This window comes from Lachnotalea sp. AF33-28, from assembly GCF_003477885.1.
Classification (GTDB): Bacteria; Bacillota; Clostridia; order Lachnospirales; family Lachnospiraceae; genus AF33-28.
Genome location: NZ_QUEE01000007.1, coordinates 94,449 through 120,529, shown reverse-complemented (window position 1 = coordinate 120,529; position 26,081 = coordinate 94,449). Strand labels below are relative to the sequence as shown.

Sequence of the window (26,081 nt, the reverse complement as noted above, 5' to 3'; positions counted from 1 at the left end):
TCGACTGGATCTCGCGGAGCGAGATCTCCGATGGGGGGAGATTGAGTCATCGGGTCCGCAGTGCAGCGAGATTCCGCTGCGCTCCATCTCGCTCACGGGCTTCGCCCTATGGAAATGTGAAAGTTCAGAGGGCCTTTTGTGCAAGCACAACGGACCCTCTGAATTTTCACATTTCCGCACTGCTCATTGCCTTCGTGGACATTATACCCCACCCCCTCTGATCCTGCAAGATTGTGCGGTAAATTTCTTTGGAGGGGATCTGACAGATTGGGAATTTTGTGTTGATATTTTTCACAATTTGCTGGCGGGGGCTTCCATTTTATGTTATAATGGGTGGTACAACCCGAACTATTCAGTCAGCATTTTCTGTAACGGGATTTGTATCTGATGGGTTGATTTAAATTATTTGAAGGGGGTCTGCATATGGAAAGAAGACAATTTAAAATCCGGGATAAATCCGGGAGGATCGCGCTTAAGCTTATACCTGGCCATTTCGCCACTACTCATTCCCATATTAACTGCTATATCGATATCACTACCCTTAAAATAAGACAGAGTGAGGCGATGGAGACCGCGCGGGCGATGGCGAAATATTATAGCACAAGCACTATGATCGATACGATCGTCTGTATGGATGGCTGCGAGATGATTGGCGCTTATCTGGCGGAGGAACTCTCCCATAACGGCATTATGTCTATTAATTCCCATAACAGCCTGTATGTGGTCTCTCCTGAAATCGATTTTAACCGCCAGATGATTTTCCGCGATAATACGCAGATCTCTATCAACGGCAAACATGTGCTCATCCTGCTGGCTTCTGCTACTACCGGTAAAACGATACGCCGCTGCATCGAATGTGTGAACTATTACGGCGGTAATGTGGCGGGCGTTGCCGCTATCTTCAGCTATGTGCCGGAAGTGGACGGCTATAAGATTAACGCTCTGTTCGATAAGGGTGATCTGCCTGACTACCAGGCCCACGATCCCCAGAACTGCCCGCTCTGCAAGGCGAATATGAAACTCGACGCTATTGTCAACAGCTATGGCTATTCTAAACTCTGATGTTTACCGCAATTTTAAATTAAGGTCCTGCCTCCTACTTAAAAAAAGACGGAATATTTATATTCAGTTGGCATCATACGTTAAACTACTGTGTAGCCTGGTCGTGTAGTCAGCGTCAAGATGTGATTGAAAACGACCAGTTGATTTTCAATAAAAGCTATTTTGATGAATCCTACTTTACAATGCCTGTGGACGGAAGCAAGATAATTTTATGTAATCGGAAGATATCCACTTATATTAACGCATTGGCAAAAGCCGGATTTGTTGTAGAAGAAATGATTGAACAAAATGATAAACAAACGATGGAGTCTGTTAACGATAACAGCGACAAAACCAAGAAAGCAAAAATGATTCCGATATCGGTTTGCTTTAAGGCAAGAAAACTTTAATGATTTTTATTCTCATCATGGAAAGCGGTCGAAAGCACTCTTTGCTTTCGACCGCTTGATTCCCACATAAGCAAGGGCAGTTGGCCCTGCTGCTTTCCACATAGCATATGCTCATTTTGCGTAGTCTATGAAATCATCCGGATACATTTCATAGTCAATAGATGATTGCAATTCTCCAAGCTGATTTTTCCACGAGTTTTCTCGAATGCTTAATTTCCTAAAACCAAGTTCTTCATAAACATGCTGTGCTCTTTTATTGTTCATATTTGTGTTAAGAATGATTTTCTTATATCCCATATCGTTAAATAATGATGATATAAGCATGCTAAGCAATATTTTTCCCAGTCCCCTATCGTGTAGTGAAAAATCGCAAATCTTTATGCCTATTTCAGCGGTGCCCTCGCCCTTGTCACAATAATTCATTTCGCCTACAGGAATTTGGGAAACCTCAATAATTAAGCGCCTGCGGATATCATCCCTGTCATTTTCAAGGCTGTCGGCAATGTCTCTCGTTTTTTGACCAGTTCCATTTGGAAATCCTGCATGAGCCATAATAGTGCCATCATTCCACCATGTGGCTAATTGTTCGGCATCGTCAACAGTTGCATTTCTAATTACTAAATTTTTGAATCTTAATAACATATTATCCTCCGTCTAGGGACGCTAGTGCTCTTCATCAATCAGAAACTCAGCCATCACCCGGTTGCTCACATCCAGACCGAACTCCGTTAGAAACACCCGCTCCCCTGTATCCTGCAGCAGTCCCTGTGACAGCAGGGATTCGGTGACTTTTCCGTATATCCCGTCATAGCTGCGCATAAACTGCTCTTTAAACTCACTCTTACTGATCCCGTCCACACAGCGAAGTCCCAGAAACATAAACTCCTCCATCTGTTCTGTCAGCGGCAGGATCCGGTTGTCCCGGCGCAGGGCGAACGGAGATCCGGATGCGCCCACATAGGTTTCCATGTCGCTTATGTTAGAGAATCTCCTGCGTCTTCCTCCCGGGCGGCCGACGCAGGATGAGGCTCCCAGCCCAAATCCCAGATACTGCGAGCCCTGCCAATAGCCCAGATTGTGCCGGCAGGCATACCCTTTCAGGCAGTAATTGGAGATTTCATACCTGTGATAACCATGCTGCTCCAATATGTGCTTAGTCATGTGGTAGATCTCCCGCTCTTCCTCCTCATCGGGCAGTCCGTCTCCGTCCCGGTATCTGTCATAAAATTCTGTCCCCTCTTCAATGATCAGGCTGTATGCCGAGATATGCTCCGGCGCCAGTTTCAGCACCGATGTGAGGACCCGTTTCCAGCCTGCCGCAGTCTGTCCGGGCAGAGAGGACATCAGGTCCACGTTGATATTGGAAAAACCCGCTTCTCTGGCAGCGGCATAATTCTCCAGAAATTCTTCAAAGGTGTGTATCCTGCCCAGCGTCTTAAGGTCCCTGTCATCCGCTGACTGTAAACCGATGCTGATCCGGTTTATGCCGGCGCGGCGGTATGCCTTAAGTCTGTCAGCATCCAGCGTTCCCGGATTTGCCTCAATTGTAATCTCTGCGTCTTCGGAAAAACAGTAGTATTTCCGGATGTTCTCCATCAGGCCGTTTATCCTGTCTCCGTCCCATAGAGAAGGCGTTCCGCCGCCGATAAACAGCGTGTTCACCGGGCCTTTTAGTTCCCCAAGCGGCGCGCAGGCTGCAATCTCCCTGCTAAGGGCCCTGTAATACATCTCCTGCCGCTCTTTGGATGCCGGTCCGGAAAGGAAATCACAGTATGCACATTTTCTGACACAAAAAGGAATATGGATATAGATCGAATTCACTGTATGCCGCCTTTCCGTGCATCGGCCGCAGGCTGACGGCCCGCGCGCCTTCTACGCACCCCTCTGTCTATACGCTATGGAACCCTTTTCCTATGATCTCACTGGTATTGGATATCAGCATAAACGCTGACGGTTCCACTTTCTTGATATAATTGCGCAGCAGCACCGCCTGGGTGCGGCTCATAACGGTCATGATCACCGCCTTGTCCTCTTTGGTAAATGCGCCTTCCGCGCGGCAGATCGTGGCACTGCGGTGCAGCTCATTGATAATGTAATCACAGATCGGTTCCGGCTCATCGCATACCACATTAAAATATTTACACAGATTGATGCTCTCAATTACAGAATCGATCACCAGGGATTTAGCCATCAGCCCGCAAAACGAGAACAGGCCGGTGCGTATATCAAACAGGAAAAAGGAAGCGATCACCACAAGCAGATCCACCAGAAACAGACTGGTGCCGATGTCCGCCGCCGTGTATTTTTTCAGTATCATCGCGATGATGTCCGTGCCCCCGCTGGAAGCGCCCACATTGAACAGAATCGCAGAGCCGAGTCCCGGCAGGAAAATCGCGAACAAAAGCTCCAGAAGCGGCTCATCTGTCAGAGGAGCGTTTAACGGGCAAACCTTTTCAAGCACCGCAAGGCCTACCGACATAAGGATGCTGACATATACGGTTTTAATACCGAAGGAACGCCCCAGGAAAAGGAAGCCCACCACCAGGAGGGCTATATTGAATACAAAGGTAATATCGCTGGGCGTAAATGGCATAACTTTCCCCAGCACCACCGCATAACCGGTTACTCCGCCAAAAGAAAAATTGTTCGGGAATTTAAAAAAGTAAACGCCGATCACTACCAGAGCCGTGCTGAACGTCAAAACCCCATACTCCCTGATCAGTTCCAGCCATTTGTTTCCCATACTGCCTGTCTGCTTCTGTTTCACCCCATCGTCCTCCTGCTCACAACATATTAGTCTGACTGTTTGAATGTATGATATTCGGTCACCCATTTTGACCTCTCTCATCTTAACATATAACACCTGTCTAGTAAAGGAAGCAATCCCGGTATATTATTGGAACAGACTTCATTTTAAATGTATTCTTATATAAAAACGGAATTAATTCCGTTTTTATTGATACTTTTTTATAAACAGAGTATACTGTTTATAACGGAGGTGAAACAGTGAAAAGACTGAAAAGACCGGATTATTTAGACTGGCTCATCAGGCAAAAGGACAAACAGATCATCAAGGTTGTCACCGGTGTACGCCGTTGCGGTAAATCTACACTTTTTGACATCTACCGCGATTACCTGCTTGAACACGGCATCCGGCCGGAACAGATAATATCCATCAATTTTGAGGATCTTGAATTTGAAGAGCTGACGGATTACCGTTCTTTATACCGATATGTCAAGGAACGGCTTTGTCCTGATCGGATGAACTATATTTTTCTGGATGAGATCCAGCATGTCGAATCATACCAAAAAGCGGTGGACAGCCTGTTTCTGCGTGAGAACTGCGACGTTTATATTACCGGATCCAATGCCTGTTTTATGTCGGGTGAACTCGCCACATTGCTCACCGGGCGGTATGCCGAACTGTCCATGATGCCTCTGTCTTTCAGTGAATTCTGCGAGGGACTGGATGATAACCGGAAAGCAATGGCACTCACGGATAAATTCACGCTGTATATCGATACAGGTTCGTTCCCATATGTGCTCAAATACCGATATGGCGCATCAGAGGCTAAAGAGTATATGGAGGGTATTTATCATACGATATTGCTCAATGATATCGTCAGACGTCTGAACATAGCGGACGTTAATATGCTGGAGGCAGTAGCTAAATACCTCATGCACAATATTGGCAACCGGACTACCCCCACTGCGATCGCCAATACAATGGTTTCAAAGCAGCGAAAGATCGATTCCAAAACTGTAGACCGATATCTTCGCGGTCTGACTGACAGCCTCCTGATGTATGAAGCAAGGCGGTATAACATCAAAGGCAAGGAATTCTTAAGCACAGTAAACAAATATTATGTTTGTGACGTAGCCATGCGAAATATGCTTGTCCGCGGAAGGGATACGGATATCGGTCACATATTGGAGAATATCGTTTACCTGGAACTTCGCAGAAGAGGGTACGAGGTATATGTCGGGCAGCTCGGCGCGGACTGTGAGGTTGATTTTGTCGCCATGAAAAACGGAGAGCTGTCCTACTATCAGGTCACACAGACGGCACTGGATGACAGAATGCTGCAAAGAGAACTTGCCCCGCTGCAAAAAATACAGGATAACCACCCAAAGTATCTTTTAACTCTGGATGAGCTCTTCGGAGATATGAATTATGAAGGTATAAAGAAAAAAAATATTTTGAAATGGCTGCTTAAACTGCAGTGAAAGAATAAAAGGGATGCCGCGAATGCCACAGCCCACTAAGGCGATAATTTCAAACGAACAGAAAAGCGGCATTCGCAAAGGCAGCAACAGGGCTTCAACCGGCAAGGTTGGAGCCTTGTTGCTATCAGTATATATAGTATAATCGCATCTTTGCGTTTTTTGCAACTGCCGGAGTATAATGGAAGCGTCAGGAGGTGCCGGACAATGAAAGAACAGAAGTATCATATCTATCTGACCGAGCAGGAACGGTCGGAGGTTATCAAATCCCTCATAGACCTGAAAAACGCGCTTATCCGGCAGGGCAAATATACGGACGCCGTTGACGATGTGCTGGTGAAGCTGACCGGCGCAAAGCGAAAAAAGCTGAAGGTCGTATACATCTGAATAGAGTTCGAGCCGCTTATTCCCAATCGGAGTAAGCGGCTCTTTTCATTTCAGGTATAGCTTTCCGCCAAAGAGTTTTCCTTGAAACGGCGGTTGTTTTCCAGCAGCTCATCAAAAGTTACAGGCTTAAAGCTGTTTATATCCACACCGGCATTCAAAACATTCTCCCGTGCGGCAATCAGCGGCCAGAAGTCCGCCCTCGTATCATTATGAATATGCCCGTGGAGCATATATGACCGCTTCGCGTGCTTCCACGAAAGCATCGGGTAATGGCATAGCGTTAGAGAGCGCTTTCCGTCCGAGGTTTCCAAAAACTTATCCACGCCGGCAAAGTACCTTGCATAGTCAAACTTCGTCATCCACGAGCCGTCGTGGTTGCCGACGATCAGCCGCTTCTTGCCCTTCAACCGCTTCAGGATTCCCTCCGCATTGGTGCTGCGGAAAAACATATCCCCAAGAATATATACCGTATCGTTTCCGGTCACTCTATCGTTCCAGTTTTGAATCATCGCCTCGTCCATTTCCTCGGCGGAGGCAAAGGGACGGTCGCAGAACCGGATAACATTGCAGTGACCGAAATGCGTGTCTGCCGTAAAATAAATCATCGTGTATCATCTCCCATATATAAAGTAAAAGCAGAACTGCTCACCGAACAGCCCTGCGCGAAATCAGGATAGTCCTGTACTATCCCCGTTTTCGTCTGAACTGACCGTAATTCGTTATGAAGCAAAAAGTCCGGGAGGACAAACCGAGCCTGCTTATTATCTCTTTGCTTCTGTTGCTGCCGTTCGTCATAGCTCTTGCCCTCCTTCCATAAGCCTGACCACAGTATACTATATAAATATGAACAAGTAAATCATTCAAACGCAAAGCCGCTTTTCCGTTCTCGGAAGGGCGGCTTTTTTGCTTTCCAAGGGGCACGAAAAATTTTTTCAACTTTTTTTGAAAAACACCCTCAAAAATCGCTTCCTTATTCAGAGTAAGTGAAGGGGTTCTTTCCCAACCACAATCGGGAGCCGCTTCGTGAACCTTGAAAATTGAATATACAGGCACTTGGGACATTACTTCTGATGATTAGCCCGAAGATGGGTACGCCGTGACTTCTCCTAACCGGAGGACGAGCGAGAACCCCCGATCTGAAACCCGGATTGCCACCGGGACGGCGATGACAGTCAGAAGGATTATGATACTTCTCTACGGAGCTGGCGGAGAACCCGGCAGAGGTGAAAGCCCTATGACACGGTGCAGCACACCGTGACCCAAGTGTTTCCCGGAAGGCGAAAGCCGCCGCAGGGGGCGTTGAGGACAAATACTGCGGACATATACATAGCCGTTCATTACAGGCGGCTATGAAATCTACAAAGAAGGAGGAAAACGAAAGATGCCAAACTGTAAAACCATAGCGATATGCAACCAAAAGGGCGGCGTCGGGAAAACCACCACGGCGGTCAACCTTGGAATCGGGCTTGCCATGCAGGGCAAAAAGGTACTCCTCATAGACGCAGACCCGCAGAGCGACCTTACGGCCTGCCTCGGCTGGCGGGATTCAGACAGTCTGCCGCAGACGCTGACCAACAAGCTGGCGGCGGTAATGCGCGAGGAAAGCCAAGACCCATTTGCCGGGATTCTCAGCCACGAGGAAAAGGTTGACCTTGTGCCGTCGAATCTTGAGCTGTCGGCGCTGGAGATGAGCCTTGTGACCGCAATGAGCCGGGAAAGCGTGATGAAGAACTATCTCAGCCAAGTAAAGGACAACTACGATTATGTCCTCATAGATTGTATGCCGTCCCTCGGTATGATTACCCTCAACGCACTGACGGCTGCGGACAGCGTTATCATTCCCGTGCAGGCGCAATATCTGCCGGCAAAGGGAATGACGCAGCTCCTGTCCACGATTGCCAAGGTAAAAAAGCACACCAACCCGAACCTTGCCATCGACGGAATCCTGCTGACCCTTGTGGACGGCAGAACGAATCTCGCCAAAAGCACCGTGGAGGCGCTGCGGGAGAACTTCGGCTGCCGGATCAGGATTTACCGGACGACCATTCCCGTTGCCGTGAAAGCCGCAGAGGTTTCGTCCAAGGGAAAAAGCATATACGCCTATGAGCCGAACAGCACCGTGTCCAAGGCCTACGCAGATTTCACGAAGGAGGTGTTAGCCGATGGCAGGCAGAAAGAGCGACTTCACGCTTCCCACGAACACGCTCGATGACCTGTTCTCCACGCAGGAGGAACGGGACGACGCAAAGCTGGCAAAAATCCGGGACATTCCCCTGACGGAGATCGACAATTTCCCCGACCATCCCTTTAAGGTGCGGGACGATGAGGATATGTTACAGCTTGTGGAGAGCGTCAAGGAGCGCGGAGTCATCACCCCGGCGACCGTCCGGCAGAAGGAGGACGGCAGATACGAGCTTGTTTCGGGACACCGCAGAAAACGAGCCTGTGAGCTTGCCGGATTTGAAACGCTCCGCTGCGAGGTGGTAGACCTTGACCGTGACGCCGCCACCATTTTGATGGTGGAGAGCAACTACCAGCGGTCGCAGATACTTCCCTCGGAAAAGGCATTTGCCTACAAGATGCGCTTGGAAGCGATGAAGCGTCAGGCAGGCAGACCGAGCAAAGAAAATGGTGTCCCACTGGGACACGATAATCTTTTCGGGAAGTCAAGAGAGCTTTTAGCTGCCGAAGGCACAGATAGCAACACACAAATTCAGCGATATGTCCGCCTTACCAATCTTGTCCCCGAACTGCTTGACCTTGTGGACGATGGCAGAATCAAGATGCGCCCTGCGGTGGAGCTGTCCTATCTGGACGAGGGCTGCCAGCGGGATGTGGTAGAGGAAATCGACCTGAACCAGTGTACGCCCTCCCATGACCAGACCATCCGTATGCGGAAGTTCTTTTCGGAGGGCAAGCTCACGCCGGAGGTGGTGTCCGCCATTATGTGTGAAGAAAAGCCCAACCAGCGGGAAAAGATCATCCTGCGAGGGGACAAGGTGCGAAGCCTGATCCCCAAGAATATTCCCATCAGCCAAACGGAGGACTATGTGCTGAAGGCCTTGGAGCATTACAGCCGCTTTCTCCGTCAGCGGGCGGATCGTGACAGCCGGTAACGGCAGGCGGAGTACGTTTTTCCGCTTCCCCTTCCTCACACTCCAACCCCTTGAATACTAACAGACTAACCGAAAAGAGAATATCTATCTCTCTTAAATAAACTCTATCTCCCTTGAGTATAGCTATCTAAGAGAGCCGAGGGAAACAGCGCAAAGTTCCCGAAAAAGCCGGTTTGCGGTATCATTAAAGGTTCTGCCGTCATCGCAGGCTTGATTTCCCCCTCTTTTTTCGGCTAAAATGAGTGCGAAAAGGAGGTCGCACGATGAAAACGAGGGTTTTGAGCATATTCCTTATTCTGTTTTTGTGCCTGACTGCCGGGTGCGGCAAGGCTTCACAGAACACCGAAAAGCCCGACGGGTTTTCTTTTTCGGAGAGCCAGACAGAAGAAGCTGCCGGAAAAGATACCTCTCAGGCAGAACAGACAGCCCCGGCTCAGCCACCCGAAGCACAAAGCGCACAGACAGCAGATGAGGAAACGGAAGGAAGCACGGAAAGCGAACGCCGACCGGTTCCCGAACATCCAGTAAGCGGCACAACGCCGCCGCAGACAAGCGATCCGCAGCAAAAGAAGGACGAGTCCGAGCGTCGGTCGGAAACCACAGCTTCACCGGCTCCATCCGAAACAGAACAGCCCATCCCTCCGGCAACCGAGGAACCGAAGCCGTCAGAACCTCCCCAGCCGACACAACCATCCACGGAGCCGCCCACCGAGCCGTCCTTTGACATCGGCTACTGGGTCAACTTTGCCAAGAGCTATGCCGAAAGCGTGGGGCTGACGCTGGACAGCGGAGCCGCCTACTGCTGGGACAACCCCATTGCCGCAGGCTCCAAGTGCAGGTACACCGAACGGGACATCAAGGGCTACCTTGACCGCTATGCTAAGGACAGCGACATCACCGAGGTCTGGGTTTGGTATGAGCAGACAAGCGGCAATTCCTACGAGGTGTATATCGGCTACGCATAAAAACAAAACCAAACATCACTCTGAAACGCATCGTGAAAACGGTGCGTTTACTTTTTACAAGGAGGAAAAACACCAATGAAACGAAACCTTTTCAAGCGAGGGATGGCAGGACTGCTTTCCCTCGTGATGTGCCTGACCGCCCTTGTGGGGCTTGGCACGACCACCGCCTTTGCCGCAGGAGAGCAGGGGGAGGTCTACCTCATTTCCTTTCCGAGAAGCGGAGACGCCAATCTCGATTACGGCGGCTCTTGGGGACACCCGAATCTCCAGTATATGAACGGCTGGTACTCCGGGAACTCCAAGTATACCACCATCCGAGCGATGCACTCGTATGAGGGCAACATCTGCTACTGCATCGAGCCGGGAACGGCGCAGGAAACCGGCGACCGCTACACCAGCAAGGACGAAACCTTTTGGGACAACCTGCCCGCAGATTTCAACAGCACCATCTCGCCCTACGAAATGAAGCTGTTTATCGGGCGCATCATGCAGTACGGCTACACGGGTCCCATCAGCACCTCGTGGCGTTCCCAAAACTCCGCTGACGCCGCAGCACTGGCAGAGGCGATGGCAACGCAGGTGCTGATCTGGGAAACCATCGTGGGAGAGCGTGACGCAGACTTTGATCACGTCAGCCCCGGCAGCTACGACGCCGTAAAGGAGTCCGTCAGCGCCGAACACCCGCTTTACAGCCGGTTTTGCAGCTATTACGACAGCATTGTCGCCAGTGTGCAGCGTCATTCAACCGTTCCCAGCTTCATGTCCAAGAACGCATACCGTGCGCAGAGCGTAGAGCTTGCTTGGGACGGCACAAATTACACCGCCACGCTGACCGACAGCAACCGTGTCCTCTCGGATTACAGCTTTTCCGCAAACGAGAACGGCATTTCCTTCAGCGTCAGCGGAAATAAACTCACCATTACGGCGGCTAATGCGCCCTCCGACAGCGTAAGGATCACTGCCAGCAAAACCGGCTCCACCCGCCGTGGCATCATCACCTGGACGGACGGCAGATACGCACCCGGCGCAGGCATTCAGGATGTCATCAGCTACGCACAGGAGGTAAGCGACCCGGTGCAGGCGTTCCTCAATTTGAAGGTCAGCTACGGCTCTGCCAAGATCGTCAAAACGAGCGAGGACGGCAAGGTGGACAACCTCACCTTTACCGTCACCGGCAACGGCGTCAATCAGACGGTCAAGACCAATGCAAGAGGTGAAATTCAGATCGACAACCTGATGCCCGGTGTCTACACCGTGACGGAGCAGGACTACGACAAGTATGAGCCGCAGGAGTCCCGCCGTGTTACGGTGGTTTCCGGTCAGGTTTCTACCGTAAACTTCAGCAACAAGCTCAAGCGAGGAGATTTGCAGATCATCAAGTCCTCGGAGGACAGTCTTGTGGAGGGCGTAACCTTCCATCTCTACGGCACTTCGCTCTCCGGCATTGCGGTGGATGAGTACGCCGTTACGGATAAGAACGGCGTGGCGACCTTTAAGGATGTCCTCATTTCCGGTTCTTCCCCCTATACCGCGGAGGAGGTGGACACCGCCGTCCGCTATGTTGTTCCCGAAGCGCAGAGCGCACCCGTGAAGTGGAACGAGGTCACAAGCCGCAGCTTCACCAACATCCTCAAAAAGTTTACCGTGACCGTCACCAAGAGCGACGCCGAAACGGGAACGGCACAGGGCGACGCATCCCTTGCCGGTGCGGTCTATGGCATTTACAAGGGCGAAACCCTTGTGGACAGCTACGCCACCGATAAAAACGGTCAGTTTACCAGCAAGGAATATATCTGCGACAGCGACTGGACAGTGCGGGAGATCACCCCGTCCGAGGGCTATCTGCTTGATTCCACCGTTCATAAGGTCGGTGCAGAGCCGCAGCTTTATACCGTGGAGCATAATCAGACGGTAAATGATGTGACCGAACAGGTCACAAAGGGCAATATCGCCATCATCAAGCATACCGATAACGGTGAAACACAGATTGAAACGCCCGAAAGCGGCGCAGAGTTTGCTGTGTACCTGAAAGCCGCAGGCAGCTACGAGGTTGCCGAGGACACCGAGCGTGATTATCTCACCTGTGATGAAAACGGCTTTGCCCAGACCAAGGATATGCCTTACGGCATCTATACCGTCCATCAGGTGTCCGGCTGGGAAGGCAGCGAGCTGATGCCCGACTTTGATGTGTTCATTTCTCAGAATGGGGCAACTTATCGCTACCTTATCAACAATGCACCCTTTAACAGCTTCATCAAGATCGTGAAGCAGGACGCAGAAACCGGCAAGACTATCCCTTATGCCGGTGCAGGCTTCAAGATTTATGACCCGGACGGCAACCCCGTAACAATGACCTTCACTTACCCGACGCCCACCACCATTGATGAGTTCTACACCAATGCAGAAGGTTCTCTTGTCACGCCGGAAAAGCTGCCCTTCGGAAAGGGGTACTCTATTGTCGAGGTACAGGCTCCCTATGGCTATGTTCTCGATGAAACGCCCGTGTACTTCGATGTCACGGAGGATAATTCCACAGAAGAAAGCGGGGTTACGGTAGTAAAAGTGGATAAGCCCAATATGGCACAGAAGGGCACCATCACCGTGGAAAAAACCGGCGAGGTGTTCTTCGGCGTTTCCGTCATCGGCGGCGCAGATGAAAGCGGAAACGAACTGCCCACCATCTATCAGCCGCAGTATGAAAAGCGTGGACTTCCCGGTGCGGTCTATGAGATCGTCGCCGCAGAGGACATTACTACGCCGGACGGCACTGTCCGAAATCAGAAGGGTGAGGTCGTGGACACCGTAACTACCGACGAAAACGGTGTCGCTACCAGCCGGGAACTCTATCTCGGCAAATATGAGGTGCGAGAGATCACAGCACCCCACGGGATGGTGCTCAATCCCGAACCCCATTCCGTTGAGCTTGTCTACGCCGGCCAGAGCGTTGCCGTAACAGAAACGGCGACTTCGTTCGAGAACGAGCGTCAGACGGCGGAAATCAGCCTTGTGAAATCCCTTGAAGCGAATGAGCTGTTCGGCATCGGCACAAACGGCGAGCTGAAGAACATCTCCTTCGGGCTGTATGCCGCCGAGGAAATCGTCAGCACCAGCGGCACATCCATTCCCGCAGACGGACTGATTGAGATCATCACGCTGAATGAGGACGGCACGGCAATGGCCAAGACCGACCTGCCGCTTGGCAGCTACTATGTGAAGGAGCTTGCCACCGACAGTCATTATCTGCTGTCCGATACTAAGTACCCCGTGACCTTTGAATACGCCGGTCAGGATATTGCCGTTGTGAAGATTAGCGCCAATGACGGGAAAACCATCGAGAATGACCTGATTTACGGCTCCGTTTCCGGCAAAAAGGTCGATGAGAACGGCAACGCCCTCGGCGGTGCGCTGATCGGTCTGTTCCGCACAGACGACGGCGAGTTTACAAAAGAAACTGCGATTATGACTGCCACTTCTGCCGAAGATGGCAGCTTTTCTTTTGAGGGCATCCCTTACGGCACTTGGTATATCCGTGAGATCGAACAGCCTGCGGACTTCGTGCTGGACGATACCGTCTATCCCGTCACCATCGGCAAGGACGGTCAGGTGGTGGAAATCAAGATCGTCAACAAATATATCCGTGGCAACATCCATCTGACCAAGGTGGATGCCGAATATCCCGACAATAAGCTGACCGGAGCGACCTTTGAGGTCTACAAGGACAGCAACGGAAGCGGCAAGCTGGACGACGGTGACGAGCTGCTCGGCACACTGACCGAAAAGGAAATCGGGTCCTATGAGATGAAAGACCTGTTCTACGGTCGTTACTTCGTGAAGGAAACCAAAGCGCCGGAGGGCTTTGTCCTCGACACCGGCGTGTATGAGGTGATGATCGACACGGACGGAAAAACCTGCGAGGTGGAGAACAAGGCGGGCGTGGGCTTTATCAATGAAGCGATGCGAGGAAACCTGAAGATCGTCAAGACCTCCTCGGACGGCAAGATCAAGGGATTTGCGTTCCGTATTACCGGCGCAAACGGCTATGACATTATCCTTGAAACCAACGACAAGGGCGAGATCGTCATTGAGGGCATCCGCATCGGGGATTACACCGTCTCCGAGGTGAGCAACTCCGCCTCTGCGATGTATGTCCTGCCTGCTGACAAGAAAGCGACAGTCAAGACCGGCTCTACCACCATTGTGGAGATGCACAATGTACTGCGTGATACGCCCAAGACCGGCGACGCCACCAATCTGCCACTGCTGTACGCACTTGCGGGATTGTCCGCAGTGGGCATTGCCGTGACAGCATTTGTTGGCTTTAAGAAAAAGAAGAAGGAGGGTAATGACTGATGGAGCCTAAAACCATCGTGGCTATCGTGCTGGTAGCCTTTATCATCGGCGGCTTTATCTTCTTGCAGATAAGAAAGAAAAACAGGAAGTGAGCCAATCACCTATGGGGCGGAGCGATAAACTCCGCCCCTTTTCTACTACCCGAAGGAGGGAGAAAATGAACCGAATCAATACCGTTGAAAACAAAGTGCTTCAGATCCTGCGGGATTCGCCGGAAACACGGTATGAGGATATGAAGCTGTATTACCGCTACTACAACCGCTATGCCGATGATCTCCGTGCCGGCGAGCTGCCGCTGGGGGACTTGGCATACAACTACAAATTCTACGGACTGCCGTGCTTTGAGTCCATCCGCAGGGCGAGGCAGCGTGTACAGTCTCTTTTCCCCGAACTGTCCCGAAAGGAAGTCAGGGAGAGTGACGGCGGCGTTGTTATCGTCATCAATATTATTTGAGGTGGCGGTTATGAAAAGTGAAAAGCGTATGGTGGGCGATTACACCGTCCTGTGTGCCGTGAATATCGGCTCCCGTGAAATCATCCTTGCTGAAAACGAGCAGGACAAGAACGGCGAACGCTTCCTGTGCTGCTATGGGGAGCGCAACGACATCTTTCAGCGATACTCCGAATGTGCCGTTGGCGACGATTATATTGATGCAGCGCTGTTCTTTGCGGAGCGCATCAAGAGGGACGCTGAACTGTTTCGGTCAGAGGTTGAGAAGCTGGATATTCCTGTGACGGTTATTGCCGAAGCGGACTGTATCCCCGACCACTACAAAAATGACATCAACGGCAAGGTCATCGCTATCAACCCCGCTGTTCTCAAGCCGGAATACCGGCGAGCCGACCGGCAGCTTTATCTCGTGACGGGAGGCTTCGGCGCTTCGGCAAACAGCCGTGGCAGCGCTGTTTTTTGCACGAATCTCTATGACGGGAAACCGACCCGGTATGAGCGTGTGGATGTAATGGGTGAAGTAAAGCCGGAATGTATGCCGCACTGGGCGGTCAATAAGGCGACCATACTCAAACACATTCAGGGCAATAAGCTGATCTTTGAATATGGCGGCAAGCATTTCTGCCCCTATCGCCTGTTTACAAAAGCGGAGGATACTTTGGACTTCATTTCAAGGCACACGGCAAGAGATAACAATCTCGGACTAACGGACAAACCCCATGCCGGGGACAAAAGCCACTATGACCATTCGGCGTTCTATGAAAGGTCGAGCATAAAAAACTGCGACCTTTTCATTTGCGTGGACAACGGGAAACTCTACTGTCCGGGCGAAAAAGAGATGTTTGAATGGTGCGGCGAAGTCGGGAAAGCGGACTTTGATGGAAAAACAAAGGCGAAACCAAGCCGCAACAAAGGCTATGAACGATAAGGAGGATACCGCAATGGCAACAGTAAAGAAAACAGCAGCCGAGCAGGGCTTGCAGCAGAAGATGAAGGTGCTGGCAAAACTCTTTGACGCAGGTTGTAAAACCGAAAAGGATTTGAAGGCTCTGAACTTGCAGAGCATTTTGAAGATACCCGATGTGACCGTGCCGGATATGACGGTCATCACCGAATTGCAGGAGGCGATTACAAGAAACCGGCTCTATTCCTACTTGGGAGGTGGCGCAGATGAGCCAAATGACACGACCGAATGACCGCCATATCATCTGGAGCGATATGAACCTCGATGTGGAGGACTGGCGGGAGGACTACAAGGAGTTCCTTGAAATAAATGAGCTGGACGATGACCCCAACGACGAGCAGGCACTCTATGAATGGATGGTGGAAACCAACGGCGACTACCTTTACGACGAGAGAGCGAACCTCAACATCCAGCTTTCCCAGCCGATTATCGTCATTGGCGACATCGGACGCTGGAACGGCAGAGTGATGGGCTATAAGGAGATACCCTCCGGCAACATCCGAGATTGCCTGTATGCCGACACCGACTTTACCGAATGGTATGTAGATAAGTACGGCGACCTCCGTGCCGACGCCGCCCACCATGACGGCACGAACCATTATCTCTACCGTGTGTTCAAGGACGGCGTGAGCGAAACGCAGATGGAAAACCTCAAGGACAAGCTCTACTGCGGCAAAGCCACACGAGCCGATATTACCCGGCTGACCCGGCGACTTGGGGATGAGATCGCCGCCGTTTACGGCTTTGACATCCCGAAACAACGAACACCGCAAGAAAGGGGCGCAAGATAATGACAGATTTCACACTGCGACCGCTGACCGTTCCAGAACGCAAATACACCTACGCTCAAAGCTCGCAGCTTCAAGGGCAGACAGGCAATATCGGTTACCTGCGTGGGGACTTCGGTTCAAGCGGCGATCAGTTTTATACCACTTGGTTTGATACCCGCCCGCAATGGAAAAGCGATGCGTTCAAGCGGGACTTGGATGATGTAATCAACGCCCTGCGCTCCGAGGAGTACGGACTGCTTCAAAGCCGTTCTCAGATGGTGCGTTATGGGCGTGAGAACAAGGAAAGCGAAATGCAGGGTGCTTATACCACTGAGTTCGGCTTCCGAGCAGATACCGAGAAATATGCGTTCGTGCTTCGCTGTAATCCAACGAGGGGCGACTATAACTTCTACTGCCTCTGCTATGTAAAGGAATGGCTGGACAAGCACATCGAAGAAGCCAACCGGGATATTCGCTTTATTGACAGCCACTATAAAGAGCTGTTCCGTATCCCGGACGGAGAGCGCATCATTGTGACCGACCGTGACGGTAAGACGGAAAGCTATCCCTGCCGCTATATTGATAACTATCACACAGAGGTTGGACGCAATCTCTTTCACATTTGCGAGTTTGCCGAGCGTATGGAGCAAGGCGGCTGTACCTACGCTCCAATGGAGCCGCCCTTGCCTCCGATGTGCTATTCCATACTCCCGTCAACCGGCGAGGTCATTCAAATCGACCGCTGGCAAAAGGGCTATACCGCCACAAGGTTTAACGACGGGAACCGTGCAGAGAACGAAGCTATTAAGGATAAGTTCAATGAGAAGCTGGGCGTGACTAAGGCACAGGAGCAGGCAATGCTCGCCGGTTCTATGATCCGGTGGGACTCCATTGCCGCCAAACCCAAGAGCTATGATGAGAACGGCAAAGCCATCAAGCCAAAAGACTATGAACGATAAGGAGGTGTCCGCCGATGGCACGAAAATACGACTTCATTTCGGAGCTGTATAACAGAACCTGCAAAATGGTCGTTGCAAACCCCGAAAGCTGGGAAGCGTTTCTGCGCTCTGCCTGCTACAACTACCGCTTGCGCTTTGATGAGCAGCTTTTGGTTCACGCACAGCGACCGGATGCCACCGCCGTTCTTCAGATCGACGACTGGAACCAAAAGTTCGGGCGATGGGTCAATCGTGGGGCGCACGGCATTGCCGTTTTTGAGGATGCCGACCGACGCCGCCAGCGGCTTGTTCACTACTTCGATATTTCCGACACGCATCCGAGCCGCTTTTCCCGCAGAGTTCCCATTTGGCAAATGCGGGATGAGTACACGGCGGAGGTGATCGACACGCTGGAAAGCACCTTCGGAGAGCTGAACGAAAAGGAAACCCTTGCCGCTGCCATTGAGTCGGCGGCGAGAAACGCAGTAGAGGACAACATCCCCGACTATCTTCCTGACCTGATTTACAGCGTGAAGGACAGCTTCTTGGACGGTGTTTCCGAAGAAGAAATCACCCATATTTTCAAAACGGCAGTTAGAAACAGTGTCGCCTATATGACAATGACCCGCCTGGGCATTGAAGCCGGAGAATACTTTGAACCTGATGATCTTCGGGATGTGGTGAACTTTACAACACCTGCTACGCTGAACGCTCTCGGATATGCCACCAGTGATATTGCGGAAATGGGACTTGCGGAGATTTCCCGCACCATTCTTGCCCTCGACCGTCAAAATCGCATAATTGCAGAGAAAACCAAAGCCGATTACAATGTAGGCAAAGAAAAAAACGAAAGGAGTCCTGACGATGAACGAGATCACTTACACGAGGCAGGGGGATTATCTGCTTCCCGATTTGACGATGCCGGAGCAGCCGGAGCTGTCGATGGGCAGGTACGCCCGGATGCGGAGGAAGTTCCTGAAGGAGCATCACAAGGTACGCTACTACAACCTGCTGACGAGCTGCACCCTGAACGAGCATCTGAACGACACGGAGCGCAGAGCGAACGAGCTGGAACAGATGCTGACGGAGCAGATGGCAGCGTCGGAGGGCGTGACGGAGAATCTGAAAGCGACGGATATGATGAGCTGGGTTCGGAAGATGAACAGTATCCGGAGCCGGGTTCAGGAGATCGTGATGGCGGAGGTAATCTTCGCTTAGACTATTACGACCGAAGCCACGAGGATAAAAGCCTGCCGTTTTTCGGCGGCGACGATACCGTTCGTGAAATCCTCGGTACTACGCCGCACCTGAAAGCGAGCAAGGACGAGATACGGGCATTCTTTGAAGCAACCGCTGATAGGGATGCCCGTACTTCTTATATCAAGAGCATTTTCAACAACGACTACACCGAGGTCATTCTGAGCGACGGACGGCGTGTGGGCTATAAGACCTATCAGAATGTGTTGCAGCTTTGGGAGGGCAGTTATCTTTCCCGCACAGCGCAGAGCTTCTATGATTGGGGCGTAATTGCCCAGCACTTTGAAGCGATGCGGCTTCTTGGTGAGTTGCAGGACACGATGAAGCCATTGCCGTCCATCGACGGGCAGTTGAGCTTGATGACGGCAGAAGCAGAGGAACGAAAGTCCTCTGCTTTTACTTTCTCTCAGGAGATCATCGACACCGTTCTCACCCGTGGCAGCGGCATCTCTGAGGGAAAAATGCGAATCTATGAGCAGTTCCAAAAGAGCCTGTCTGCAAAGGAAAATGCCGACTTTCTGAAAAATGAATACGGCTGGGGCGGCGCTTATCCCGTAATTGTCGGTGCAGGCATTGATGAGCAGCACGACGGTAAGGGTATCCGCATCTCTAAGGGAATCGGAAACGATAAGCCCCACATTGACCTGAAATGGAGTCAGGTGGTAAAGCGTATTGCCGAGCTGATAAAACTTGACCGCTACCTTAATCCGAAGGAAAAGGCGCAGTATCCTGCGTGGCTGCAAAGGCAGGAAGAACGCCGTGCAGAGCTTGCCGAGGAACGAAGGAATAGAGAAATCTTATCCACTGTACCTACTGAAAAGGCAGAGCCGAAGAACGAGCGATATGAATACCACCTTGGCAGCACCGTCTATCTCGGCGCAAACGAGTATGAAATTCTCTCCTTTGATGACGAGCGTGTGATGCTCTATGATACGCAGTTTCCGCTTTTCAACAAGGAAATGACGAGAGCCGAGTTCGACAGCAAGGTGCAGGAAAACCCGTTGAATGACCATTTGAAGGTTGCCGAAAAGCAACCCGAAGAACAGTCTACCCAGTATGACATTGGGATGGGCTATCTCGGCAACGGACTGACTGTTTGGAATCGTGCCGTGGAGGTCAATGGGGACTATCAGAACATTGCCCATATCTCTCCTGAAGGTGAAACCACCTACTATGTGCAGGACTTGCCGCAGAGTGTTGTGGAGCGTATCGAACAGGCAGCAGAAAGAGAAAAGCCAAAGGATGCTGCTTTGCCGGAGTTCTATCAAGCATATCTTGAAACCAAAGCAGACAACCCGAACAGCCTTGTACTGTATCAGATGGGTGATTTCTTTGAAGCCTATGCGGATGATGCCAAAACCGTTGGAAATAGCCTTGACCTTACGCTAACCAGCCGTGCGTTGGGCGCAGATAGCCGTATCGAAATGTGCGGTTTCCCGCAGCACCGCTTGGAAACCTACCTTACAATGCTGACCGACAGAGGGTACGATGTAGCGGTCAACGCCGTTGAGAACGGCGAGCGCATTACCCGCACCGTGGTTTCCGCCACGAAGGAAGCACCCATCGAGTCCAAACCTATCGGCAGGATCGACTATCTCGGCACGGACGGCAAGGTCGGTGAAAGCATCGAGTACACCAGTCCTTATCAGTTCGAGAAGGACATCAAGGAGGAAAACTACTACGGTGTCCCTATGACCATTGTTCTGTATAAGGACAAAGACGGCAGTACCATCCCCCACGACTTTATCACCCAGCTTGACCCCCCGCCCAAGGGCTTTGAGATCATCGACAGCCCCTATCTTGTGGAACGATTTGCCGTCATTGAAACAGAAAACAGCTATGCGGTCTGGGATGAAACCCGCAGCGCAATCTATGTAGACGAGGAGGGCGTTAGCGAGGAGTTTGCCAGCGAATGGCAGGCAAACGACTATCTGAAACAGCTTCAAGGGATTCCTCCCATTGATCGTCCCAAAGCCTCCCTTGATACGGCGAAGCGGCTGATTGACGATTTTTGTCGTGAGGAATATCAGCGTGAGGATGGTGCGGACTACACCGACCTTGCAAATGTGGGTGTTGCCTACACCACGACTGAGGACGACAAGCACGAAATACAGGCAAGGGTCAATCTTGTGGATTTTCGCATCGAAACCCTTGTGGATGGAAAAGTCGTCCGCAGTGAACAGTATGCATCCCTTGAAGAACTGACCGAAAAAGGACTGCAAGCACTGTCCTTTGACGACCTTGTTTATCTCTCCGAGGAAGAACTGGCACGGGTGGAAGCACCCCTTACCCCTGTTTGGGAGCAACCGAAGAAAAGCCGGGTGCAGACCTTTGATATTCATCCCGAAATCCCAATGGCAGACCGTCATACCTTTGACCTTGCTTCTCACGAGGTCGAGGAGGTTAACAAGAAAGAACGCTTCCACCGCAACTATGCGGCGATCACCGTTCTGAAAAGGTGTCAGGAAGAAAACCGCTTCGCCACACCGGACGAGCAGATCATCCTCTCTAAATATGTGGGCTGGGGCGGTATTCCCGAAGCCTTTGATGAAAGAGCAGGTTCTTGGCAGACAGAGTTCGGGATGCTGAAAAACATCCTGACGCCGGAGGAATACGCTTCCGCAAGAGAAAGCACCCTGACCGCTTTCTACACGCCGCCAACGGTTATCAATGCCGTGTATAAGGTGATGAAACAGCTTGGTTTCCGTGAGGGTAACATCTTGGAGCCGTCCTGCGGCATCGGGCATTTTATCGGTATGCTTCCCGAAGAAATGAAGGAAAGCAAGATCTACGGTGTGGAACTGGACACAATTTCTGCCGGTATTGCACAGCAGTTATATCAAAAGTCCTCTATCGCCGCACAGGGCTTTGAGGAAACCAACCTCCCCGACAGCTTCTTTGATGCCGTTGTGGGGAATGTACCCTTCGGGGATTTCAAGGTTCCTGACAAGCGTTACGACAAGCACAAGTTCCTCATCCACGACTACTTCTTCGCCAAATCCTTGGACAAGCTCCGCCCGGGCGGCGTAATGGCTCTCATCACCAGCAAGGGAACGATGGATAAGGAAAACTCCGCTGTCCGCAAGTATATTGCTCAGCGAGCCGACCTGCTTGGTGCTATCCGTTTGCCGAACAACACCTTTAAGGGTAACGCCGGAACGGAGGTCGTTTCGGACATTCTTATTCTGCAAAAGCGTGACCGCATTGTGGATATAGAGCCGGATTGGGTACAGCTCGGCACAGATGAAAACGGTATCCTGATGAACAGGTACTTTGTTGAGCATCCCGAAATGATACTCGGAGAGATGAAAATAGTGTCGGGGCGTTTCGGTCCCGAAGCCACCTGCGTACCTTACGAGGGGGCAGACCTTGCCGAGCAACTCAGCGAAGCCGTTTCCAATATTCACGGTGAGCTGACCGTATATGAGGTGGAGGATGAGCTTGCAGAGGAGGACAATTCCATTCCCGCAGATCCCACCGTCCGTAACTTCTCCTATACGGTGCTGGACGATAAAATCTACTTCCGAGAAAACAGCCGTATGGCTCCGGTGGAGGTATCGGCTACCGCAGAGAACCGCATAAAGGGTATGATCCGCATCCGTGATTCGGTCAGAAAGCTAATCGAATTGCAGACGGAGGATTACCCAGACTCGGAAATTAAAGCGGAGCAGGAGCGATTAAACGCTCTTTATGATACCTTTTCGGGGCAGTACGGGCTGATCAACAGCCGAGCCAACATCTCCGCATTTTCGCAGGACAGTTCCTTTTCTCTGCTCTCGGCTCTTGAGGTCTTGGGCGATGAAGGACAACTTGAACGCAAGGCGGATATATTCTACAAGCGAACCATCAAGCCACATACCCCGGTCACTTCCGTAGATACCGCCAGTGAAGCACTTGCCGTGTCTATGGGCGAAAAAGCCCGTGTGGATATGGATTATATGTGCGAGTTGACCGGTAAGACCGAGGAAGAAATCTTTGCAGACCTGAAGGGTGTTATCTTTCTGAATCCGATGCACGGGTACGGCAATTCCGCACAGGCAAAGTACCTGATGGCAGATGAATACCTCTCCGGCAATGTGCGTGAAAAGTTGGCACTCGCCCGAAAGTCGGCGGAGCTTTACCCCGAAGATTACACCGTCAATGTAGAAGCGCTGGAACGGGTGCAGCCCAAAGACCTGACCGCCAGCGAGATCGCCGTTCGGCTCGGTGCTACTTGGCTGCCGACCGAAATCGTCGAACAGTTTATGTTTGAGTTCTTGGGGACACCGAGATACGCACAGTGGAACATCAAGGTGCATTTCTCTGCCTATACCGGTGAGTGGAATATTGAGGGCAAGTCCTATGACCGCAGCAATGTAAAGGCATACAGCACCTATGGTACGGGGCGCATCAACGCCTACAAGATCATCGAGGAAACCCTGAATCTGAAGGATGTCCGCATCTTCGACTATGTAGAGGACGCAGACGGCAAAAAGAAAGCCATTCTGAACAAGAAGGAAACGGCAATCGCACAGGCAAAGCAGGAGCTTATCAAGCAGGGCTTTCAGGATTGGGTATGGTCTGACCCCGAACGCAGAGAACAGCTTTGCATCCTTTACAACGAAAAATTCAACAGCCTGCGTCCCCGTGAGTACGATGGAAGCCACATCGTTTTCAGCGGTATGAACCCGGAAATCGAGCTTCGGGAACACCAAAGAAATGCGGTGGCACACATCCTTTACGGCGGCAATACGCTGCTTGCACACGCCGTGGGCGCGGGGAAAACCTTCGAGATGGTTTCGGCGGCGATGGAGTCCAAACGGCTCGGATTGTGCAGTAAATCCCTGTTTGTCGTACCCAACCACCTCACTGAGCAGTGGGCATCGGAGTTTTTACAGCTCTATCCCTCAGCCAACATTTTGGTGGCAACGAAGAAAGACTTTGAAACCAAGAACCGCAAAAAGTTCTGCGGCAGAATTGCCACCGGCGATTACGATGCCATCATTATCGGGCATTCGCAGTTCGAGAAAATACCGATGTCCATTGAACGGCAGCGGGCGATCCTCGAACAGCAGCTTGATGAGGTAACGGAGGGCATTGCGGAATTGAAAAAGAACCGTGGAGATAACTTCTCCGTAAAACAACTGGAGCGCACAAAGAAATCTGTCAAGCAGAAGCTCGATAAGCTCAACGACCAATCCAAAAAGGATGATACAGTGACCTTTGAGGAGTTGGGTGTGGACAGACTTTTCATTGATGAGAGCCACTACTATAAGAATCTGTTCCTCTTTACTAAGATGCGGAATGTAGGCGGCATCGCCCAAACCGAAGCGATGAAATCCAGCGACCTCTTTATGAAATGCAGGTACTTGGACGAGTTGACCGGAGGGCGTGGGACAGTGTTTGCGACAGGAACGCCGATCTCCAATTCAATGGTCGAGCTTTACACCATTCAGCGGTACTTGCAGTACAACACCCTTGTTCAGAACAACTTGCAGCACTTCGATGCCTGGGCTTCCACTTTCGGAGAAACCATTACGGCAGTAGAACTAACACCCGAAGGAACGGGATACCGAGCCAAAACACGCTTTGCCCGCTTCTACAATTTACCGGAGCTGATGGCGATGTTTAAGGAAATCGCAGACATCAAAACAGCGGATATGCTTGACCTGCCAGTGCCGAAAGCGGTCTTTCACAACATCTCGGTGAAGCCCTCTGAAATCCAAAGGGATATGGTTGCGGGGCTTGCGGAAAGAGCCGAAAGGGTGCGGAACGGTATGGTTGATGCAAGAGTGGATAATATGCTCAAGATCACAAACGACGGCAGAAAGCTGGCACTTGACCAGCGGCTTATCAATCCATTGCTCCCTGATTTTGAGGACAGCAAGCTCAACGCCTGCGTGGACGCTATGTTTGAAACTTGGGAGCGTGGCAGTGAGAAACGGTTGACCCAGCTATTCTTCTGCGACCTGTCTACGCCGAAAAACGATGGCTCCTTCAATGTCTATGACGACATTCGACAGAAGCTGATTGCCCGTGGCGTACCCGCCGATGAGATAAAGTTCATCCACGAAGCAGATACCGAAGCAAAGAAGCTGGAGCTGTTCAAGAAGGTACGCCGAGGGGATGTCCGCATCCTGATGGGCAGTACGCAGAAGATGGGAGCCGGTACGAATGTGCAGAACAAACTTGCCGCATCCTCCGATCTCGATTGCCCGTGGCGACCGTCTGACTTGGAACAGCGGCTCGGCAGAAGCATCCGGCAAGGCAACGAAAATGCAGAGGTTCACATCTACCGTTTTGTAACGGAAGAAACCTTTGATGCCTACTTATATCAGCTCGTGGAAGGCAAGCAGAAGTTCGCTTCGCAGATAATGACCAGCAAATCGCCGGTACGCTCCTGCGAGGATATTGACGAAACCGCACTGTCCTATGCTGAAATCAAGATGCTGGCGACCGGCAATCCCCACATCAAAGAGAAGATGGACTTGGATATTCAGGTTCAGAAGCTACGGCTCTTAAAGTCCAGCTTCCTTTCCGAAAAATATGCTTTGGAGGATAAGATCATCAAGTTCTATCCACAGGAGATCGCACGGCGGACGGATGTAATTGCGGGATTAAAATCCGATATGGAAAGAGTGGCAGAGCACCCGAAGCCGTCTGATGAAACCTTTGTGGGTATGACGGTCAAGGGTGCTTTCTATTCAGAGAAAGCGGATGCCGGCAACGCCATTTTGGAGGCGTGTAAGGCAATGACAAATCCCGACCCCATCCCCCTCGGTGAGTACCGTGGCTTTACGATGGAGCTGTACTTTGAAGCAAGAGAATACAAAGTGCGGCTCAAGGGTGAGCTTGGCTATCCCGTAACCCTCGGCACGGACACCTTTGGTAATATCACCCGCTTGGATAATGCGCTGGAGGGGCTTCCAAAGCGTTTGGAGATGAACGAAATGGAGCTTGACAACACCAAAAAGCAGTTTGAAACTGCGAAGGTCGATGTGGAAAGACCGTTCCCGCAGGAGGAAGAATTGAAAGCCAAGACCGACCGGCTGAACGAACTCAATGCCCTGCTCAATGTGGATAAGCGTGAGAACGAGATTGTTGGCGGTGAACCCGATGAGGGTGAAGAACTGCCCGAAAAGAAACCGAGGGACTTGGAAAGATAGCCGAACCTCTTGACAATCGTTATCATATATGATAACATTATAGTGGATCGGAAGGGAGGGTTT

General features: G+C 51.3%; 18 protein-coding genes. 14 read left to right on the top strand and 4 right to left on the bottom strand.

The genetic code is table 11. From position 1 onward, the window contains the following. Positions 1–423 precede the first annotated feature (423 nt). Positions 424–1,062 carry a phosphoribosyltransferase gene (locus DWZ56_RS11400; protein ID WP_118556765.1) on the top strand — a complete coding sequence of 213 codons (639 nt, stop codon included), beginning with the start codon at positions 424–426 and terminating at the stop codon, positions 1,060–1,062. 122 nt (positions 1,063–1,184) lie between these two features. Further along, the gene (locus tag DWZ56_RS11395) at positions 1,185–1,451 is read left to right on the top strand and encodes a hypothetical protein (protein ID WP_199679585.1); all 267 of its coding nucleotides are present in this window, start codon (positions 1,185–1,187) and stop codon (positions 1,449–1,451) included. Between the two features lie 111 nt (positions 1,452–1,562). Here DWZ56_RS11395 and DWZ56_RS11390 read toward each other — a convergent pair whose 3' ends face one another. The 3 genes from DWZ56_RS11390 to DWZ56_RS11380 form a co-directional block, all read right to left on the bottom strand. Then, a complete protein-coding gene (locus tag DWZ56_RS11390) occupies positions 1,563–2,093 on the bottom strand; it encodes a GNAT family N-acetyltransferase (RefSeq protein ID WP_118556764.1) in 531 nt (176 codons plus the stop codon). Between the two features lie 21 nt (positions 2,094–2,114). Then, positions 2,115–3,272, bottom strand: a complete 1,158-nt coding sequence (gene hemW / locus DWZ56_RS11385; RefSeq protein ID WP_118556763.1) for a radical SAM family heme chaperone HemW — start codon at positions 3,270–3,272, stop codon at positions 2,115–2,117. 67 nt (positions 3,273–3,339) lie between these two features. Continuing rightward, positions 3,340–4,194: a YitT family protein gene (locus DWZ56_RS11380; RefSeq protein ID WP_118556894.1), complete on the bottom strand. Its 855-nt coding sequence runs from the start codon at positions 4,192–4,194 to the stop codon at positions 3,340–3,342. A gap of 263 nt (positions 4,195–4,457) precedes the next feature. Between DWZ56_RS11380 and DWZ56_RS11375 the strand changes: the two genes are divergently transcribed. Together DWZ56_RS11375 and DWZ56_RS11370 are read left to right on the top strand one after the other, a co-directional pair. Then, on the top strand, positions 4,458–5,678 hold the full coding sequence (locus tag DWZ56_RS11375; RefSeq protein ID WP_118556762.1) for an ATP-binding protein: 1,221 nt from the start codon (positions 4,458–4,460) through the stop codon (positions 5,676–5,678). 204 nt (positions 5,679–5,882) lie between these two features. Then, entirely contained in the window at positions 5,883–6,062 is a 180-nt protein-coding gene (locus tag DWZ56_RS11370) for a hypothetical protein (RefSeq protein ID WP_118556761.1), read from the top strand. A 50-nt stretch (positions 6,063–6,112) separates the two neighbouring features. On the opposite strand, the gene DWZ56_RS11365 is transcribed toward DWZ56_RS11370, so the two are convergent. After that, complete coding sequence (locus tag DWZ56_RS11365) at positions 6,113–6,667, bottom strand: metallophosphoesterase (RefSeq protein ID WP_118556760.1); 555 nt, start codon at positions 6,665–6,667, stop codon at positions 6,113–6,115. A gap of 776 nt (positions 6,668–7,443) precedes the next feature. Between DWZ56_RS11365 and DWZ56_RS11355 the strand changes: the two genes are divergently transcribed. The 10 genes from DWZ56_RS11355 (at position 7,444) to DWZ56_RS11310 (ending at position 26,018) form a co-directional block, all read left to right on the top strand. Further along, positions 7,444–8,274 carry a ParA family protein gene (locus DWZ56_RS11355; RefSeq protein ID WP_118556758.1) on the top strand — a complete coding sequence of 277 codons (831 nt, stop codon included), beginning with the start codon at positions 7,444–7,446 and terminating at the stop codon, positions 8,272–8,274. Next, positions 8,225–9,178: a ParB/RepB/Spo0J family partition protein gene (locus DWZ56_RS11350; protein WP_118556757.1), complete on the top strand. Its 954-nt coding sequence runs from the start codon at positions 8,225–8,227 to the stop codon at positions 9,176–9,178. The genes DWZ56_RS11355 and DWZ56_RS11350 overlap by 50 nt, the downstream gene beginning before the upstream one ends. 263 nt (positions 9,179–9,441) lie before the next feature. Continuing rightward, positions 9,442–10,143 (top strand): hypothetical protein, encoded by a 702-nt coding sequence (locus tag DWZ56_RS11345; protein WP_118556756.1) that lies wholly within the window; start codon positions 9,442–9,444, stop codon positions 10,141–10,143. A gap of 75 nt (positions 10,144–10,218) precedes the next feature. Beyond that, complete coding sequence (locus DWZ56_RS11340; RefSeq protein ID WP_118556755.1) at positions 10,219–14,493, top strand: SpaA isopeptide-forming pilin-related protein; 4,275 nt, start codon at positions 10,219–10,221, stop codon at positions 14,491–14,493. Between the two features lie 157 nt (positions 14,494–14,650). Beyond that, positions 14,651–14,947, top strand: a complete 297-nt coding sequence (locus tag DWZ56_RS11335; protein ID WP_118556754.1) for a hypothetical protein — start codon at positions 14,651–14,653, stop codon at positions 14,945–14,947. Between the two features lie 10 nt (positions 14,948–14,957). Next, a complete protein-coding gene (locus DWZ56_RS23145) occupies positions 14,958–15,872 on the top strand; it encodes a hypothetical protein (protein ID WP_243095204.1) in 915 nt (304 codons plus the stop codon). 13 nt (positions 15,873–15,885) lie between these two features. Beyond that, positions 15,886–16,140, top strand: coding sequence for a hypothetical protein (locus DWZ56_RS11325; RefSeq protein WP_118556753.1), 255 nt, complete (start codon positions 15,886–15,888; stop codon positions 16,138–16,140). After that, positions 16,115–16,699: a hypothetical protein gene (locus DWZ56_RS11320; protein ID WP_199679584.1), complete on the top strand. Its 585-nt coding sequence runs from the start codon at positions 16,115–16,117 to the stop codon at positions 16,697–16,699. Before DWZ56_RS11325 ends, DWZ56_RS11320 begins: the two co-directional genes overlap by 26 nt. Before the next feature lie 191 nt (positions 16,700–16,890). After that, on the top strand, positions 16,891–17,637 hold the full coding sequence (locus DWZ56_RS23795) for a hypothetical protein (RefSeq protein WP_330424863.1): 747 nt from the start codon (positions 16,891–16,893) through the stop codon (positions 17,635–17,637). Between the two features lie 14 nt (positions 17,638–17,651). Further along, a complete protein-coding gene (locus DWZ56_RS11310; protein ID WP_118556751.1) occupies positions 17,652–26,018 on the top strand; it encodes an N-6 DNA methylase in 8,367 nt (2,788 codons plus the stop codon). Positions 26,019–26,081 lie beyond the last annotated feature (63 nt).

Excerpts from the sequence above, each read along its gene's own strand:
- DWZ56_RS11400 (WP_118556765.1), top strand. The coding sequence starts at position 424 with ATGGAAAGAAGACAATTTAAAATCCGGGATAAATCCGGGAGGATCGCG.
- DWZ56_RS11340 (WP_118556755.1), top strand. The coding sequence starts at position 10,219 with ATGAAACGAAACCTTTTCAAGCGAGGGATGGCAGGACTGCTTTCCCTC.
- DWZ56_RS11335 (WP_118556754.1), top strand. The coding sequence starts at position 14,651 with ATGAACCGAATCAATACCGTTGAAAACAAAGTGCTTCAGATCCTGCGG.
- DWZ56_RS11355 (WP_118556758.1), top strand. The coding sequence starts at position 7,444 with ATGCCAAACTGTAAAACCATAGCGATATGCAACCAAAAGGGCGGCGTC.
- DWZ56_RS11310 (WP_118556751.1), top strand. The coding sequence starts at position 17,652 with ATGGCACGAAAATACGACTTCATTTCGGAGCTGTATAACAGAACCTGC.
- DWZ56_RS11345 (WP_118556756.1), top strand. The coding sequence starts at position 9,442 with ATGAAAACGAGGGTTTTGAGCATATTCCTTATTCTGTTTTTGTGCCTG.
- DWZ56_RS11390 (WP_118556764.1), bottom strand. The coding sequence starts at position 2,093 with ATGTTATTAAGATTCAAAAATTTAGTAATTAGAAATGCAACTGTTGAC.
- DWZ56_RS11370 (WP_118556761.1), top strand. The coding sequence starts at position 5,883 with ATGAAAGAACAGAAGTATCATATCTATCTGACCGAGCAGGAACGGTCG.
- DWZ56_RS11365 (WP_118556760.1), bottom strand. The coding sequence starts at position 6,667 with ATGATTTATTTTACGGCAGACACGCATTTCGGTCACTGCAATGTTATC.
- DWZ56_RS11350 (WP_118556757.1), top strand. The coding sequence starts at position 8,225 with ATGGCAGGCAGAAAGAGCGACTTCACGCTTCCCACGAACACGCTCGAT.
- DWZ56_RS11320 (WP_199679584.1), top strand. The coding sequence starts at position 16,115 with ATGAGCCAAATGACACGACCGAATGACCGCCATATCATCTGGAGCGAT.
- DWZ56_RS23145 (WP_243095204.1), top strand. The coding sequence starts at position 14,958 with ATGAAAAGTGAAAAGCGTATGGTGGGCGATTACACCGTCCTGTGTGCC.
- DWZ56_RS11380 (WP_118556894.1), bottom strand. The coding sequence starts at position 4,194 with ATGGGAAACAAATGGCTGGAACTGATCAGGGAGTATGGGGTTTTGACG.
- DWZ56_RS11325 (WP_118556753.1), top strand. The coding sequence starts at position 15,886 with ATGGCAACAGTAAAGAAAACAGCAGCCGAGCAGGGCTTGCAGCAGAAG.